Here is a 16,073-nt window from a genome sequence, read left to right on the forward strand (position 1 = left end):
TGAAACCGCAGCTACACAAACGAAGTCCGCCTACGCGGACTAAAGAATGAAACAACTAACAATTAACAATTATGAAAAAAAAGATAATTAAAGCAATTAAGTCAAGTGGTATTGTGGGAGCGATCGCAGCCTTAACCGTTCTCATCTTTGGTGGTTGGAGTGGTTCAGTGATCGGTTGGTTGCTGGGTGCGGGTGCGGGTTTCATCCGCTGTCGCAACGAGAAGATTTATAGCCCAAAAATCGGCGCGAGACTGGGTATTGAGGCGGGATTAGCATTAGGAATTTGGCTAGCGATCGCCAGCGTCATAGAAGGAGTTATACTCAGACCGAGTTCTGGTCAATTTCCTGTACCCTTGGCGACTACATTACTTTACGGTACTTGCAGTTTAGCGCTCGCCACTCTTGCAGGCGGAATCATGGGAACCCTACAGGGAATACCAGGCGATCGCAAACGATTAGCTACCCTAGTTACACTGGCTTTCATCCTCATCTCCTTTCCCTTTGTCGATGCAGCAGCAAAAACCGAATGGATAGCTACAGTAGTACAGATTCAAATTTTTATTATCCTCGCCTTGGGCTTGAATATTCCTGTAGGTTTTGCCGGCTTGCTTGACTTGGGATATGCAGCTTTTTTCGCGATCGGCGCTTATACTACTGGCTTACTTTCTTCTCCGCAACTTAACTTATATTGGAACTTCTGGGTGGTACTACCAATTGCGGCTTTAGTGGCTGCGATCGCGGGCGTAATTTTAGGTACTCCGACATTGCGATTAAGAGGTGACTATCTGGCAATTGTCACCCTGGGATTTGGGGAAATTATACCCGTTGTATTTAGAAATTTAACTTCAGTGCGGATAGAAGAACCCATATCTAAACTATTAGGTTCCATCTTTGGTCATCCAGAAATAGCCATTTGTTTTTTGGGCTGCGAACAACCCCTTAACCTCACAGGCGGCGAAGCCGGAATTAACCCTATTGGTCGCCCATTTCTGCCCATAGTCGGTACATTTAGTGCGGGCAACTATTACCCTTGGTACTACTTAATTTTATGTCTAGTTGTCTTCTCCTACTTTATGATTTCACGGCTACGAGATTCCCGTCTGGGAAGGGCTTGGGCCGCTATGCGCGAAGACGAACTCGCCGCTAGTGCGATGGGAATTAACCTCGTCAAAACTAAGCTATCAGCCTTTGCAATGGGCGCTACTTTTTCGGGATTTGCAGGTGCATTTTACGCCGCTTATATCAGCGCTATTTTCCCTAGCGTGTTTGATTTCTCGGTTTCTGTAATCATTTTATGTATGGTAATTTTAGGGGGATTAGGAAATATGAGTGGGGTGATTTTGGGGAGTATTATTATTATGTCTGCGGACAGACTTTATCTACCACAACTCGCACAAATTCTCAAAGGTTTTCTCAATACCTCCGTATTACCTAACATTACCAGTCCAGAATTGCGAGACTTTCTAGCAACCAGTTTAGACCCGATACAATTGCGCTTATTTCTGTTTGGTCTAACTCTAGTGGTAATGATGATTGTACGCCCAGAAGGACTGATTCCTGATAAAGTACATCAAGCGGAATTGCACTCAGATAATGAGGCGAGTAATGAATCTTTAGCCGATGCGAGGAGTCAATAATGCCACTATTGGAAGCACATCAACTGACAATGCGATTTGGAGGATTAACTGCGGTTAACCAGGTTAATTTTACTTTGGAAAAAGGCACGATCGCTAGTTTGATCGGCCCTAACGGAGCCGGGAAAACTACATTTTTCAATATGCTTACGGGTATCTATGTCCCTACTTCTGGTCAGTTGCGGATAGAAAATCAAGACATTACTGGTTCGCCCCCTGACAAACTTACAAGTTTGGGAATTGCTAGGACATTTCAGAATATCCGTTTATTTGGTAACATGACGGTATTAGAAAATGTTTTAGTAGGCAGACATAGCAGACTAAAAACTGGATTGTTAGGAGCAATACTCCGTACTCCCGCAGTAGAGCGAGAAGAATTACAAGCTAGGGAAAAAGCACTTTCTCTAATTGATTTTGTGGGTTTAGGCACTTCTAAATCTCCAGAAAGGGCAAAAAATTTGTCTTATGGGGATCAGCGGAGATTAGAGATTGCTAGAGCCTTAGCTTCCGATCCTAAAGTGTTGCTATTAGATGAGCCGACGGCGGGGATGAATCCCAATGAAACGGCTGATTTAACGCGGTTTATTTATAGGATTCGCGATGAATTAGATTTGACAATCCTGTTAATTGAACATGATATGAAAGTGGTAATGGGAATTAGCGATCGCGTTAGCGTTATGGAATATGGTATTAAAATTGCTGAGGGAACGCCTGCGGAAGTTCGAGCCGATCCCCGCGTGATTGAAGCATATCTAGGAAAAGAAGAAGATAATGGCTAATTGCTAATTGCTAATTGCTAATCGCTAATTGGGGAAAATTTCTCCCTATCTCCCTCTTCCCTCTTCCTTCTTCCCTAGCCTCTAGCCCCTAGTCCCTAGCCCCTAAGAAATATGCTTGAAATTAAAGAAATTCATACTTACTACGGTAATATCCATGCTCTCAAAGGAGTTTCACTAAAAGTTGAGCGGGGAGAAGTTGTCACTTTAATTGGTAGTAATGGTGCGGGAAAAACTACCACTCTTCGCACAATTCAAGGTCTGATTCGCCCTCGCCAAGGTAATATCTTATTTGAAGGAAAACCCATAAATTCAATGTCTACAGAGGCGATTGTTCGCTTGGGAATTTCTCAAAGTCCAGAGGGCCGACTGATTTTTCCTCGGATGACGGTACAAGAAAATTTAGAAATGGGGGCTTATCTCCGTAATGATAGTCTTGGGATTAAATCTGATACAGAATTAGTGTTAAATTTATTTCCCCGATTAAGAGAGCGAATTAGTCAAAAAGGAGGGACGCTGAGCGGTGGCGAACAGCAAATGTTAGCAATTGGACGGGCGATGATGTCGCGTCCTCGGTTGTTATTATTAGATGAACCAAGTATGGGTTTAGCTCCGATGTTGGTGAGCCAAATCTTTGCGATTATTCGTGATATTAATTCCCAAGGAACGACGATTTTACTGGTAGAGCAAAATGCTCGGATGGCTTTAACTGTTGCTCATCGGGGATATGTAATTCAAACTGGTCAAGTTGTAGTTGAGGGTACGGCTAAAGATTTGCAGTCTAATGAGACAGTTCGTAAGGCTTATTTAGGCGAGAGTTAATTTGTTAGAACTTACGCAAAACTATCCCTAACGCCGCCCTCTGGGCGGTTTGTTTACCGCCCAGAGGGCGGCGTTACAAACAATTATGTCGTAAATCCTCCTTTGCAAACTCAGCTACCAACTAATTAAACGATTCCGATTTTACCGGAAACGACTTAATTTCCTCCTCAAGAGCCATCCGTACTCTTTGCCACTCAGCCTCAACCTTTAACAACCGATCGTGAGCTATTCCTAAATCTAAAATCTGGTCTTCTCCTACTTCACTAACAGCACGAGCCATATATTCCAAATCCTTGCATAATTCCGACAAAACCATAGCTCCCAAATTAGCACTACTTGACTTCAGCGTATGAGCTGCTACCTTGAGATTACCAGCATCACCAGCCGCGATCGCCACCTTAATACTATCCAAATATCGAGGCGCATCCCCAAGGAAAATATTAATTAAATCCACCAAAAAATCCGGTTCATCATCATCATCATCGTCAAGTTCGCGGAGACTTTGCAAGATTTGAGCATCAATAGGTGGATTTTTCTCAGGAGAAAGAGAGAAAGATGAAGGGATAACCCCATTATCAGATTTAGCTAAAAGCCCTGAATGCTGCAACCCCAAAAGATCGGCTCCCTCCCTCAAAATAGGCTTACATTTACTTAAAGCATTAGCCAATTCTTCGCGGCGGACAGGCTTGGTAATATAATCATTCATACCCGCAGCCAGACACTTTTCGCGATCGCCTTGCATCGCATTAGCAGTCATCGCAATAATCCGAGGTCTTAACTGTTCCGGCCATTCCTGACAAATACGGCGCGTTGCTTCTAACCCATCCATCTGAGGCATCTGCACGTCCATCAACACCACATCATAAAATTGCTTCCTTAAAGCCTCTAAAGCCTCCAATCCATTACCCGCAATATCTGCTCGATATCCAATTCTTTCTAACAAGTGCGTAGCTACTTTCTGATTCACTAAATTATCCTCTGCCAACAAAATCCTGAGCTGATTACCATTGCGACCATTCTCACTAGAAGAAATATTTGCTCTGACCGCATTGCTAGTGGCTGGTAAAGTTTCATTCGTTGGATTGACAGGATATTGTTCCTTCACATGAGGCGACTGTTTCAATCCTAAATTCACGCTACTAACATCTACATTTTCCGGCTTTTTATTTTTAACTCCTCCATCCCCAAAAATTTGCAGCAATACATTATAAAATTGAGATTGTTTTAGCGGCTTAGTTAAAAAGCCTGCAAAATTAATTTCTGCATTTTCAAGTTTTTTCCATACTTCTGCCTTACCTAAATAAGTAAACATCACCATCGGCAACCGTCGCTCTGGCTCAGTTCTCGCTGGCTCCGAGCCATTGACTAAGTGCGAATAACCTAGCTCAAAATTCCGAATCTTATTTGCTAGAGCTATGCCATCCATATCTGCCAAATTCATCGCTAAAATCGCTAAATCAACCATCGGATTGTGTTGGAGCAATTGCATAGCTTCTGCTCCTGTTGCAGCAGCAATCGGGATCATTCCCCAATACTGAGATAGCTTAATTAAAACTTGTCGATTAGTATCATGATTTTCCACAATTAACAAGCGCTTGCCCTTAATAAATTCTGGCGGTTCCTCCACAGAGCGAGACTCAACAGCTTGGGCAATAACTGTAAAATAAAAAATAGAACCAGACTCCAATATTTGTGTATCAACAAAATGTTCTGGAGGACTTCCAGCCATACTTTGTCGGGTTCCAATTGGGGGAGAATGAGAATTTCCAGCTACAGGTGCAGCCTTGCTCACTACCCACATTTTACCGCCCATCATCTCGCTCAAACGCTGGCTAATAGCTAAACCTAAACCCGTCCCTCCATATTGCCGCGTCGTCGAAGCATCGACTTGAGAAAAAGCCTTAAACAAGCGATCCATTCGATCGGGAGGAATCCCAATTCCCGTATCCTTAACAGCAATTTGAATTTCGTAAGGTACAGGTACTTGGTAATTAGATAGTGGTAATTTATATAACTCTTCCCCATGCCGTTCGGAAATCTTCCGCGCCGTAACTGATACCACAATTTCTCCCGCTTCTGTAAATTTCACGGCATTGCCGAGCAGATTTACCAAAATTTGGCGCAGTCTGGTGACATCTCCTAATACCTTAGATGGAACTGAAGAATCAATTAAATAAGCCAATTCTAAACCTTTTTCCGAAGCTTTAGGAGCGAGCAAATCTAGAGATTCTTCAATACAAGTCCTCAGTTCAAAGGGATGCTGCTCTAAATCCATTTTTCCAGATTCAATCTTGGAAAAGTCAAGAATATCATTAATAATGGTCAACAAAGCATCACCGCTAGTACGGATTGTCTCCACAAAATCTCTTTGCTCAGGAGTTAAATCCATATCTAAAAGTAAACCAGTCATCCCGATTACCGCATTCATAGGAGTGCGAATTTCGTGACTCATAGTAGCTAAAAATTCACTCTTAGCTCGGTTAGCAACTTCTGCTGCTTGCCGTGCTTGCTCTAAAGCTTCGTTTTGCTCTGCTAATTGTTCCTGCCTTTTAACTTCCGTTTCTAAAAGGTGTGCCTGAGCAAGAGTAATTCCTACTTGAGCGGCGACATCTTCTAATAGTTCAATTTCATCAGTTGTCCACTGGCGAGTTACATCGCACTGTTGTAAAGTAATAATGCCATTCGGTTCACCCTGATAAGAAGTGCGAACCGAAAGCATAGATTTCAATCCAATTCTGCGGCACATAGGAGCCGAAGATTCTAATAGGGGATCGGCAAAAACATCGGGAGAAGCTAAAGCTGCATCTTCAGCAAGTAACTGTTCCGTATAAGGATTATAAGTGACAGAAAGCTCTAAATCTAAAGTAGATTCATAGCCCGGTTCTAAATATTCAGCTACGCAAGGGAGATGGGGATAAGGTTCAATAATATAGCTGTGAATTGTACAGCGATTAACTCCAAACACCCGACCAATTTGGGTAGCAGTAGTTTGAAAAATCTCTAGAGTATCTAACTTGGAACGAACTTTTTGAGTGATTTGCTTTAATAACAAAACCCGCTGATATTGGCGCTGTAAAGTTTGTTCCCGTTCTTCCCGTGAAATTTCAGTACCAATATAAATCGCCATTAACTTGAGAATTTCTAATTCTACCGGCTTGAAAGGCGACCTACCAGCGGGAGAGGTAAAACTAAGAGTACCGTAAACTCGACCCTGCACCATCACGCGAGCACCGATAAAAGCTTCTAAGCGGCGGACTGTATAGGCGGGATGGTGTCGCCACTGAGAAGTCCCAGCCGATTCTATAGAAATGGGTTCGAGCGATCGCACTACCTCGCGCTCAAAAGTTCTCCCCAAAGCAAAACCATCTCCTTTGGCAAATCCGAAGGGGAAATCTTCTGGTAAATAAGCAGCAATCACCTCATAGCGATCGCCCGCCACTCGCCCCAAAAGTCCAATATCCATCCTAAAACGCTCGCACCCCATTGCCAGCAGCCGAGAAATTCGCTCCTCAAAATTGCCATTTGTCCCTAAAGTCACCTCATAAAGCGATCGAATTGCCTCCTCGCTTTCCCGCAAATCCTCCACCGCTTGAAGCTGATGGGAAATATCGCGCAGCGTCCCAAAAACTCCCGTAACTGCGCCTTCGGAATCTAGCATTACCTGAGCAAACATTTCTACCGTAATAAAGTTAGGCTCGATCGGGGATTGAGGAGCAAGAATTTTTAATTCTGCATCCACGACTTCCAACTTTTTAACAGAGAGCTCCCGCCGATAAAATTCCGAGCGAAGTGTAATTAAAGACTGAAATAAATTTGCACATTCAGTTTGGTTTTCGGGATGAATCCAATCTAAAAAATTAGTTCCCAAACACTCAGAAACAGAAAAACCTGTAATCGCGACCCAAGCTGGATTCAGAAAAGTCCAAACACCTGCCGTATCGATCTGGAAAATCGCTGTTTCCTTAAGGCCTGAGAGCACTTTTGCATACTGTGCCTCATTTGTCCGCAGATCGATCTCTAACTGCTTACTGAGGGTGATATCCGTATTAGTGCCTACCATTCGCACGGGTTCACCAGCAATATTTCGCAGTGCTTGACCGCGAGCGAGTACCCAGACAATACTCCCGTCTTTGGAGAGCATCCGAGACTCATTAACGAAGTTAATAGTCTTCTTGCCTAAATGGTCTTCTAAAGCCGCCCTTAAGTCATTAATATCATCTGGGTGGACGCGATTGAACCATTCCTCAATGGTGTTAGAAATTTCGTGGCGATCGCAGCCTAACATCTCCTTCCAACGCACTGAGTAAAAAACTTCCCCAGTTTGGATATTCCAATCCCAAATCCCATCGCTATTAGCTCGAATCGCCAGATTTGCCCGTTCTGAGCTATCTTTAAAAGCCTCCTCTATTTGTTGGCGATCGGCTTTAAGGCGGTTGACCTCAATCTCAGCTTTGTGCAGTTGAGAACTAGACTGCTCGATTTGGCGTTGCAACCCTACTAAGCCAGAATGTAGCGATCGCGAATCCAGAGCTTGCAGAAGAATAGTTCTAGGATTCACAATACCCGTAGGATGCCCCGTATCGTTAACCATCACCAAAGGTAGTTGGTCATAAGTTTTATGCAGCATAGCCAGAGCCGATTCCAGGGTATCCCGCGATCTGATCGGCGACGGCGAGTTGCTACATACTGTAATCGCCCTAGTCTTGCTCAAGTCAAGCCCCAAAGCCTGCAACTGTAAAATATCGCGAGAACTAACAGCCCCAATCAGCTTACCCGTATATTTTTTATGGCCCTCAACACCGCTAGAGCCATTAATTTCTAGTTCTTGACCGTTTCCCCCTTCCGTAATCAGTACATAGCTAGCGTTATGTTTAAACATCAATTGCGCCAGATAACGCACAGAAGAATTAGCCGGTGCGTGAATGATTCTCGATTGGTGAATCTGCGGGATTTGACCGACTTTGATTAAATTAGCGGGGAGTATGAGGGGTGGGGATGGGGAAGATGGGGAGGATGGGGAAGATAGGGAAGATGGGGGGGATTTAGCTACCCTACCTCCCCTACCTTCCCTACCTCCCGTCTCTTCCCCTCTCTCCCATCCCCAGTCCCCCATCCCGAATCCTGTTTCCAAGAAACTTTGAGGAGTAATCATACCCACGAGCTCCTCAGAGTCGCTGACGATTGGTAAGTGTCCGATTTGGTGTTTGCGAAGCAGGGCGAATAGGGTGAAAATGTCAGGAACTTGGGATTCTCTTGCTGAGATCACAGACCTAATCATGATTTGCGAGAGCGGAAATCCCCTTAAACTTGCGCCAATCGAGTTGAGCTGTATAATATCTCGCTCTGTCAAGATACCCAGAATAGTTGCAGGGGCGACCGTAGGAGCCAAAAACGATGCTGCTCCCCTGCCATTTGCCTCTGCTTTCTTGCTGTGTTCCCCTGTCGAGACTCCTGTACCTAAATGTTGTTCTACTACCAGTACATAGCTAGCACCAGCGCTACTCATCTGCACGATCGCATCTTCCACGGACGTTTGAGGAGTCGCCGTGAGAGGATTGCGATTGATGGCCACACTAACAGAGGGGATAAACATCAGGGGGCTAAGAGTGAAATTTGCTGGAAAACCTGACTGTGGCTAGCGGGTTGGCTAATAGGTTCAGAAGGCACGGTTGACGCGACACTACCCGCTCCTACCTCCAAAATATTGGCATCCAGAGTTAATTCCGCACCACATCCTCACACCGGACAGGTTGCTTAAGCACAGTTCCATTTGGATTTGTAACGGAGCTTGCCTCTTGCTAGTATGCTTGGAGGCGCGAGCGCAACCAGCCTAATGCAAATATATTGTTACCTTAAGGGATTTGCCAAAACACAAACCCCTAAAAACACTACTGGCATTTCCCAGCAGCTCTAAGAACGCGGCTAACCCTAGCACAACCCAAGGAGAAAGGAAAAAGGTAGCATCTGACCGCAGAAGCAACTAAGCACTCGCGATCGCGGCGCAAAGTACCAGTTTTCTAACTCCCCCAAACACACCAATGCACCCTAGATATCTCATACAGTTCCGATCTTAGGCATCTGCAAACCGCTAATTTCCCAGTAGCAGAGACCCCAGGATACTGTTGTCACTGAGTAGCGAACGGACTAGCAGCTCATAGACTTGCCACTGGCAGTCTCAGGCTAAGCCGAGTTTTACTCATATACTCCCACATTAACAAAATACTGCCAGCCGGCCAGATCCAATTGGTCGATGTGAAGCTTGATTTGCCCCTTCATGAAACTTACAGACTTTTCGCCACGAAAACCCACCCCTTCAGGGGTCGGGATGAGTAAATGCGGATGAGAGCCGCATTGCCATATTCTTTATATTCAAGTTACTGGGAACTCGTGACTTAAACTTTTATCAGCCGAAGCAAATCAAAAGAGTCAGGGTTGTCAAAAGAGCCGATGGCTTCTATTGCCAATTCCTAAATCAAAGACTCGTTCTTTTAACGGCATTGGTTGCACCTGGCTGCAAGCTGAATAAGTCTTTGATGACGTATATCAAGGGTAAATTCAATTTTTAAGACTTGTTAATAATTAGCTTTTTTTTGTTCACAAAAAGTGATAAGGAGGTAAAGCCTCTCCTAGTTGTATCTCCCAGTGGGGGCAAGTTTCTTGCAAAGTCTGATATCTTTCTAACAGTAAATATTCGTCTTGAAAGTTGACTAAAACATAAATCCGCCCTTCCCCATCTGCTGTTGGTTCCACTGTTGCAGATGGATAAGTTTCGCTAGCCAGCGTACAAGCTTTTTGCCACTCTGCTGCTTGGACTTCATTAAAATCTTGGATTTGTTGATATCGCTGCTTTTTAGCCAGAAAATACTGCCTTCCTCCTGTTTCCAAAGGTAATGGTTCCTCTGGCGGCAAAAGGGGGGTAAATTTTAAGCTATATTCGCCTTTTCCCTCAAGTTGTTCTAACTTTTCTAGGTATTGTTGACTATGAGATTTTAAATGTATCTGCAAGCTTTCTGTAGAGGCAAAGTAAGTCCCAAAGCGTAGGGGTAAAACAGACGTTTGACGAAATACTTGACAGATGACCCGATCGTGGGCTAAAACTGCCTGCATTAAGCGATCGCTGTCATCTTCAAAGGAGACTACAGATATTTCTGGCTCTACAAGTGCGGATAGGCTATCGCTACTAAAAATCTGAACTTCACCGGCAATTCCACTAGGTAAGTCCAGGGGCGTGAGAGGTGTTTTGAGTAGAGCGTAAGTGTGAAGGTTATACTGATGGGACTCCACAAGTTTATATTAATAGTTATGATATAATTTTAACACCTGCGGCAATCTGTGTCTAGTGATTTAGCAGACAAATTCTGGTAAGGTGGGCGCTGCTATCATTTAATTCGATTAGAATAGCATCGCATCAGGACACGCCCTACTATTAGAAATATAATAGGAGTTGTTTATGTCTTTTCTTCGCGCACGCGGTACTATCCGACCCAAAATTAGCACGATGCCTCGACCGAAGACGGAGGCTTCAATGCAGCTAGAGCTTTACAAGTTGGCGATGGAAAAGCAGCGGATTCAACAAGAATTGAGGGTTTTGGAACAGCGAAAGCAACAGTTACAAGAACGCTTAATTATTGTTAATAACGAGGTTGTTGAAGTCGAAAAAAAAACTATAGAATTGCGCCTCGGCGTTCCTGATGTACCTCAGTCAGCGACTCCTAACACCATTGCTGATTCAAAAAAATTAGATACTTTTTACTTGGAATATTAATATTAGTGGTTAGTTGTTAGTTGTTAGTTGTAGGACTTACCAAGGTGGCCCAGAAACCGGGTTTTTTACCAAAATACTTCGTTCCAGCCCACAGATTCCCTAAAAACCCGGTTTCTCTGGTCATAGCGCATAAATCCTGAATGAGCAATTACCCATTACCAATTACCCATTATCCTCTTCCTCATTCGCCATATCTTCCATTTCCTGTATTTTGATTAACAGTGCTTCCTCCTGTTCTTCAAAGTCTTCTTCGGAAACTTCCCCTAAATCAAAAGCTAGCTGTAAAGCTAATAATTGCTTGCCCAAGTTTTCAGTCTCATTAAGTTCAGAATCAACCCGTTCTTGAATTTGTTCGCCAATCCACATTATGCCACTAATTGGGCCTAATACGGGAAGAGTCAATAAATCAAAAAGCATAAGTTTTTCTCCAATTTAACTAAGTTGAGCAAAGGTATAAGGTGCAGTAAAATTGTTATAGCGAATTCTCAATCTCTCTCCAAATTTTAGGTCTATTTCTTCGACGGTTTCCCCAAACTTAGGTTCGCTTTCCCAAGGAATCAAAAAAGCTGCATTATAAATCATCCCTTCTCTGAGCATAGCACTTTCTATTACTTCCACAGCTAAATAATTTAACTCATTCCGAAAAGCCTGAACTACTGTTTCTTTCCGATGTTCTAAAGCAGCCTCAATCATTTGACCAATTTGGATGATTTGATCCATACTTAGCGCTTGACCTTCCAAGGAATCCCGTTTTTCTTTTAAGCTTGGATTTGATTCCATCAATGCTTGCAATTCAACGGTTGTCTCCCAAAATACTTTAACACTAACTTCTTGCAATCCTGTTAATTTTTCAAATAATTCTTTGAGTTGAGTTTGATAAGGGTTAGTTAGTTGTTCTGTTACCGCCTCCCAAGTTTTGATTACCATCCCAAAACGCAGAGGTAAAAGTGTGCGGAAACCTGCTGACATTGCTTCTTCTAAAACTTTTTCGTGACTCAGCAAGTGGCGGCGCGAAGCTAGGTATTTTTCTTGGGTAGCTTGGGAATACAAGAAGGTAAAACCGTCCAAATTTTTGCTATGAACTGGTTTTTGGTCGAGTCCTTTTAAGTTTAAATTGCAAGGGCCAGGAGTAGGAAAAATTCCGTAAAGGTAGAAGCCACAATCCATAAAGTTTGCCAAAATAAGTAGCTATATTTAATTAACAGTTAACGGTTAACGGTTAACAGTTAACGGTTAACACTTTGCCGCTGTTCTGCTAGCCGCTCATAAGCTGTGCTAAAATGAGTCGTGGTAATTTGAATAGCACTCGCATCTGGTAAACTTTGGGCGCGGTAGCAGCGGATGGCTTCAACTGCGGCTTGATTGCTAAAAAGTGCTAAATCTGCACCGTTCCAACCTTCTGTTAAAGTTGCCCAATATCCCAAATCTACTCGCTCTAAAGGTCTGTCTTGATTGTGTATTTCTAAAATTGCTAAACGGTTTTCTAGATTTGGTAAGTCTACCTTTAATTGTAAATCTAAACGACCGGATCTAAGCAAGGCGGGGTCGATAATTTCCGGGCGGTTAGTAGCGCCAATTAGCAGAACATTGGCGCTATTATGCAGACCATCTAATTCTGTTAATAATTGTCCCACTACGCGATCGCTTACGCCGGAATCCCCACTATGACGACCCCGCGCGGGGGCTAAACTGTCAATTTCATCGATAAATACGACGCAGGGGGAGGCTTGACGGGCTTTGGTAAATAATTCTCGCACGGCTTGTTCCGATGCGCCTACCCAACGACTGAGTAATTCTGGCCCGTTGACGCAGATAAAATTTGCCCTAGCTTGGGAGGCGACTGCTTTTGCGAGTAAGGTTTTGCCGGTTCCTGGTGGCCCCCAGAGTAAAATTCCTCGCGGTGCGATCGCTTTGGTTTGGCGGTAAAGTTCTGGATGTAAGAGTGCCCCTTCCACTGATTCCCGCAGAGTTTGTTTGATGCTTTCTAGTCCGCCAATTTCTTCCCAAGGGACATTCGGAGATTCTATTTCAACGCTTCGCAATACGGCGGGTTTGATTTCTTTAAGGGCCTGCAAAAAGTCGGAGTGAGTTACACTCATGGTGTCGGGAATTACTGCTTCTAGTTCGGGGATGTGGCGACGTAAGGCGCTATAGGCAGCTTTTTGACAGACTGCTTTTAAGTCTGCGCCTACAAATCCTACTGCTAAATCGGCGATCGCGCTTAAGTTTACTGTCTCATCTAGGGGTTGCGATCGCGTCAGAATTTGCAAAATTTCCAATCTTCCCTGACAGTCTGGTACGGGAAAATGGACTTCGCGATCGAAGCGACCTGGACGGCGTAAAGCGGGGTCGAGATGGTCGGGACGATTAGTAGCTGCTAGCAGAATCACGCCTTTTGTTTGAGCAAAACCATCCATTAAACTTAACAGTTGAGCAACGAGGCGCTTTTCTACTTCACCTTCAACTTTACTGCGATCGGGCGCGAGGCTATCAATTTCATCAATAAATACTAAACAAGGGGCATTTTTCGCTGCTTTTTCAAATATTGCCCGCAATTTTTGCTCAGCTTCGCCGTAATATTTACTCATTACTTCCGGGCCTGCAAGGGCAATATAATTAACACCTAATTCATCAGCGAGAGCACGGGCAGTGAGGGTTTTTCCTGTTCCTGGTGGCCCCACTAATAGGACACCTTTTGTCGGTTCTAAGCCCAGTTTTTCCAGTAATTCTGGTCGTTTGAGGGGAATCGCCACTAATTCTTTAAGTTCTTTAAGAACTTGGCCGAGTCCGCCTACATCTTGAAGAGAAGGGATTTGTGTCGGTGGGGTAACGCTTGGTTCTGGCCCGGTGGTTTCAGTAGAGGTAGGTTGAGTACGGATGCGAGTAGTACCGATATCCGTTTTGGGAGTTCCAGAACGGGGGATGTTCCCTTGGCGAGGAACGCTACTTAGGGGACGGGTATTAACTTGTACGTCCGCTTTGAGTTCTCCGCTTTGTATTTTTTCTTCCAGGGTTTTTGCTAGTTCTAGCAACTGATCGAAACCTTTGAATAAATCGTTCATGGCATCCTCAGCTAGCGTAGTTTCATACTAACATTTATGTCAGAGTTCGTTAGGATTTTGTGGCGATCGCAATGTATCTAAATAATTTTTTAGGCAATTTTATAGGACTTATAAAAGACCTAACCCCCCAGCCCTCTCTTGCCTACAAGGGAAGGGGGAGAAAGAAAGACCAGCCATTTCCTCTTCCCCTACAAGGTGAATAGGGGGACAAAGAAAAAAAGTAATTCCCCCCTCCCCTATGAGGGGAGGAGGGTAGGGGGGAGAAGTCAGATTTGGTCTGTATCAAAAATCGGGATGCTACCAAAAAATTTGCCCGGAAGAGAAAGACAAAATTTCAGATTGTCTTTCTAATTCCGGGCAAAAAAAATCTCAGCTATAAATCGCCTAAACGATTATCCCCAAGAGCATTTCACTCTTAGTAACGGCGAGAAGAGCGATTGTTGTTAGACCAGTTACCACCACCAGAACCACCTCTTTCTTCGCGAGGCTTGGCTTTATTAACTTTCAGGTCGCGACCCATCCACTCAGCGCCGTCAAGGGCTTCAATTGCTGCTGCTTCTTCGGCTTCTGTTCCCATTTCTACGAAAGCGAAGCCCCGTAGACTACCAGTTTCGCGGTCTGTAGGCAACTGAACGCGCTTGACAGTGCCGTACTCTGCAAAAGTTTGGCTAAGGTGCTCTTGAGTCACCTCATAGGATAAGTTGCCGACGTAAATTGACATAAATCATCTCCAGAATCAAATGTTGTAGAGAGTTAGATTCGGAGAAACGTTGATAAAACGAGTTACACTGCCGAAAATAAGCCTTATAAAAATACTCTAGCACAGGGGGTAGCTTTATGGGGAGAATTTTTTATGAATATTTATTTCTGTGCGATCGCATAACTATCAAAAGCGACCTGAAATATTCATATATATTCTCTGCCATAGTTTTTACCTCTTCATTGCCGATCGCACATAAGGTTCTGGGTCTTCAGCCACCCAACCTAAATTAGAATTGTAGCGAACTTCAAAATGCAAATGTGGCTGGACAATATCAGGTTTTCCAGTTATCCCCACCTTTCCCAAAATATCTCCCTGCTGCACCTTTTGACCGACTTTCACTGCAATATTACCTAAGTGACCGTAGCGAGTTTGTTTTCCCGCCTGATGGTTCACAACCACTAAATTGCCATAAGTCCCTTGGGGCCCAGCAAAGGCCACCGTACCCGCACCTACACTTAAAACCTGTGTCCCAGTTGCTGCCAATATATCTATACCGCTATGGAAAAACACTTGACCCCGAACCGGATGTAACTGCCAGCCGTAACCTAACCCTTCCTTTGCTGTAGCAGGCAGAGGATAGCCTTGTAAAGCGGTTAAACCCTGACTAGCAGAAGTTCCTGGCGACCAATTCACACCGGGTACAAACACCACCTGCGGTGTAAGCTGACAGCCATTCACCTCAAATAGCACGTCGGCTCGGACTTTGTAAACATCAGCCAGCTTTTGCCAAGTCCAACCTGTGGGTACTTCTACGCGGATGCCGTTGTAGGGAGGAATGGCGATCGCGATCCCAATAGGGGCTAAACCTCCTCTCAATGGCGGATTCATCCCCATCAGCGTAGCCGGAATTAAATTATACTGCCGTGCTATGCTCTCCAGAGTTTCACCTGGGGCGACAGTATGACGCTTGATGCGATCGAGTGCCGGCGGCTGACATATCGAGTCGGCCTCTGGTGAAGGCGAATTGGGAGGAAGATTTGTTGGTGTTGGCGCGGGAATTGCTGAAGTTGCCAAAACTGAGGCCATCAACCAGAAAAGAGCCGAAAATGGGAGAAACAAGCGTTGAAAAGTCATGCCAGATAGATTGAAAACGCAGCGAGTTTTTATACTTAGGCAAAGAGTTATCGCGGATCTACTAAGCTTGGTTTACAATGAGAAACAATCTCTGCCTCAATCTCGATACTTTAAGACATTCGATACCATAACGCACCATGCCATCTAAAGAAAAAAGTATTTCTGACGGCAGTTGAT

The 16,073-nt window shown here is 44.2% G+C and carries 11 protein-coding genes and 1 pseudogene; 5 read left to right on the plus strand and 7 right to left on the minus strand.

Features of this window, described 5'->3' with window-relative positions; all coding sequences use genetic code 11:
- The first annotated feature begins 71 nt into the window (after positions 1-71).
- The 3 genes from OSCIL6407_RS0107550 (at position 72) to OSCIL6407_RS0107560 (ending at position 3,232) form a co-directional block, all read left to right on the plus strand.
- Positions 72-1,637, plus strand: coding sequence for a branched-chain amino acid ABC transporter permease (locus OSCIL6407_RS0107550; RefSeq protein ID WP_007355094.1), 1,566 nt, complete (start codon positions 72-74; stop codon positions 1,635-1,637).
- Positions 1,637-2,413, plus strand: coding sequence for an ABC transporter ATP-binding protein (locus OSCIL6407_RS0107555; protein WP_007355095.1), 777 nt, complete (start codon positions 1,637-1,639; stop codon positions 2,411-2,413). Before OSCIL6407_RS0107550 ends, OSCIL6407_RS0107555 begins: the two co-directional genes overlap by 1 nt.
- A 111-nt stretch (positions 2,414-2,524) precedes the next feature.
- Positions 2,525-3,232, plus strand: coding sequence for an ABC transporter ATP-binding protein (locus tag OSCIL6407_RS0107560; protein WP_007355096.1), 708 nt, complete (start codon positions 2,525-2,527; stop codon positions 3,230-3,232).
- A gap of 121 nt (positions 3,233-3,353) precedes the next feature.
- On the opposite strand, the gene OSCIL6407_RS0107565 is transcribed toward OSCIL6407_RS0107560, so the two are convergent.
- Positions 3,354-8,825 carry a response regulator gene (locus OSCIL6407_RS0107565; protein ID WP_007355097.1) on the minus strand — a complete coding sequence of 1,824 codons (5,472 nt, stop codon included), beginning with the start codon at positions 8,823-8,825 and terminating at the stop codon, positions 3,354-3,356.
- 775 nt (positions 8,826-9,600) lie between these two features.
- On the opposite strand from OSCIL6407_RS0107565, the pseudogene OSCIL6407_RS36970 reads away from it, so the two are divergent.
- A pseudogene (locus OSCIL6407_RS36970) lies at positions 9,601-9,699 on the plus strand (RNA-guided endonuclease InsQ/TnpB family protein); the annotation flags it as partial.
- 127 nt (positions 9,700-9,826) lie between these two features.
- On the opposite strand, the gene OSCIL6407_RS0107570 reads toward OSCIL6407_RS36970, so the two are convergent.
- Entirely contained in the window at positions 9,827-10,516 is a 690-nt protein-coding gene (locus OSCIL6407_RS0107570) for a GvpL/GvpF family gas vesicle protein (RefSeq protein WP_007355099.1), read from the minus strand.
- Positions 10,517-10,682: 166 nt separating this feature from the next.
- Between OSCIL6407_RS0107570 and OSCIL6407_RS0107575 the strand changes: the two genes are divergently transcribed.
- Positions 10,683-10,997, plus strand: coding sequence for a hypothetical protein (locus OSCIL6407_RS0107575; protein WP_007355100.1), 315 nt, complete (start codon positions 10,683-10,685; stop codon positions 10,995-10,997).
- A gap of 162 nt (positions 10,998-11,159) precedes the next feature.
- On the opposite strand, the gene OSCIL6407_RS0107580 is transcribed toward OSCIL6407_RS0107575, so the two are convergent.
- The 5 genes from OSCIL6407_RS0107580 to OSCIL6407_RS0107600 form a co-directional block, all read right to left on the minus strand.
- Entirely contained in the window at positions 11,160-11,414 is a 255-nt protein-coding gene (locus OSCIL6407_RS0107580; protein WP_019487077.1) for a gas vesicle protein GvpG, read from the minus strand.
- Positions 11,415-11,429: 15 nt separating this feature from the next.
- On the minus strand, positions 11,430-12,164 hold the full coding sequence (gvpF, locus tag OSCIL6407_RS0107585) for a gas vesicle protein GvpF (protein ID WP_007355102.1): 735 nt from the start codon (positions 12,162-12,164) through the stop codon (positions 11,430-11,432).
- Positions 12,165-12,223: 59 nt separating this feature from the next.
- Positions 12,224-14,059 (minus strand): AAA family ATPase, encoded by a 1,836-nt coding sequence (locus OSCIL6407_RS0107590; protein ID WP_007355103.1) that lies wholly within the window; start codon positions 14,057-14,059, stop codon positions 12,224-12,226.
- Between the two features lie 415 nt (positions 14,060-14,474).
- Positions 14,475-14,780 carry an RNA recognition motif domain-containing protein gene (locus tag OSCIL6407_RS0107595; RefSeq protein ID WP_007355104.1) on the minus strand — a complete coding sequence of 102 codons (306 nt, stop codon included), beginning with the start codon at positions 14,778-14,780 and terminating at the stop codon, positions 14,475-14,477.
- Between the two features lie 210 nt (positions 14,781-14,990).
- Positions 14,991-15,896, minus strand: coding sequence for a M23 family metallopeptidase (locus OSCIL6407_RS0107600; protein WP_007355105.1), 906 nt, complete (start codon positions 15,894-15,896; stop codon positions 14,991-14,993).
- Positions 15,897-16,073 lie beyond the last annotated feature (177 nt).

The organism is Kamptonema formosum PCC 6407 (genome assembly GCF_000332155.1).
In the GTDB taxonomy this organism is placed as follows: Bacteria; Cyanobacteriota; Cyanobacteriia; order Cyanobacteriales; family Microcoleaceae; genus Kamptonema; species Kamptonema formosum.

Bases quoted from the DNA above. Each gene is read 5' to 3' on its own strand.
- OSCIL6407_RS0107550 (WP_007355094.1), top strand. From the start codon at position 72: ATGAAAAAAAAGATAATTAAAGCAATTAAGTCAAGTGGTATTGTGGGA.
- OSCIL6407_RS0107555 (WP_007355095.1), top strand. From the start codon at position 1,637: ATGCCACTATTGGAAGCACATCAACTGACAATGCGATTTGGAGGATTA.
- OSCIL6407_RS0107560 (WP_007355096.1), top strand. From the start codon at position 2,525: ATGCTTGAAATTAAAGAAATTCATACTTACTACGGTAATATCCATGCT.
- OSCIL6407_RS0107565 (WP_007355097.1), bottom strand. From the start codon at position 8,825: ATGTTTATCCCCTCTGTTAGTGTGGCCATCAATCGCAATCCTCTCACG.
- OSCIL6407_RS0107575 (WP_007355100.1), top strand. From the start codon at position 10,683: ATGTCTTTTCTTCGCGCACGCGGTACTATCCGACCCAAAATTAGCACG.
- OSCIL6407_RS0107580 (WP_019487077.1), bottom strand. From the start codon at position 11,414: ATGCTTTTTGATTTATTGACTCTTCCCGTATTAGGCCCAATTAGTGGC.
- gvpF (WP_007355102.1), bottom strand. From the start codon at position 12,164: ATGGATTGTGGCTTCTACCTTTACGGAATTTTTCCTACTCCTGGCCCT.
- OSCIL6407_RS0107590 (WP_007355103.1), bottom strand. From the start codon at position 14,059: ATGAACGATTTATTCAAAGGTTTCGATCAGTTGCTAGAACTAGCAAAA.
- OSCIL6407_RS0107595 (WP_007355104.1), bottom strand. From the start codon at position 14,780: ATGTCAATTTACGTCGGCAACTTATCCTATGAGGTGACTCAAGAGCAC.
- OSCIL6407_RS0107600 (WP_007355105.1), bottom strand. From the start codon at position 15,896: ATGACTTTTCAACGCTTGTTTCTCCCATTTTCGGCTCTTTTCTGGTTG.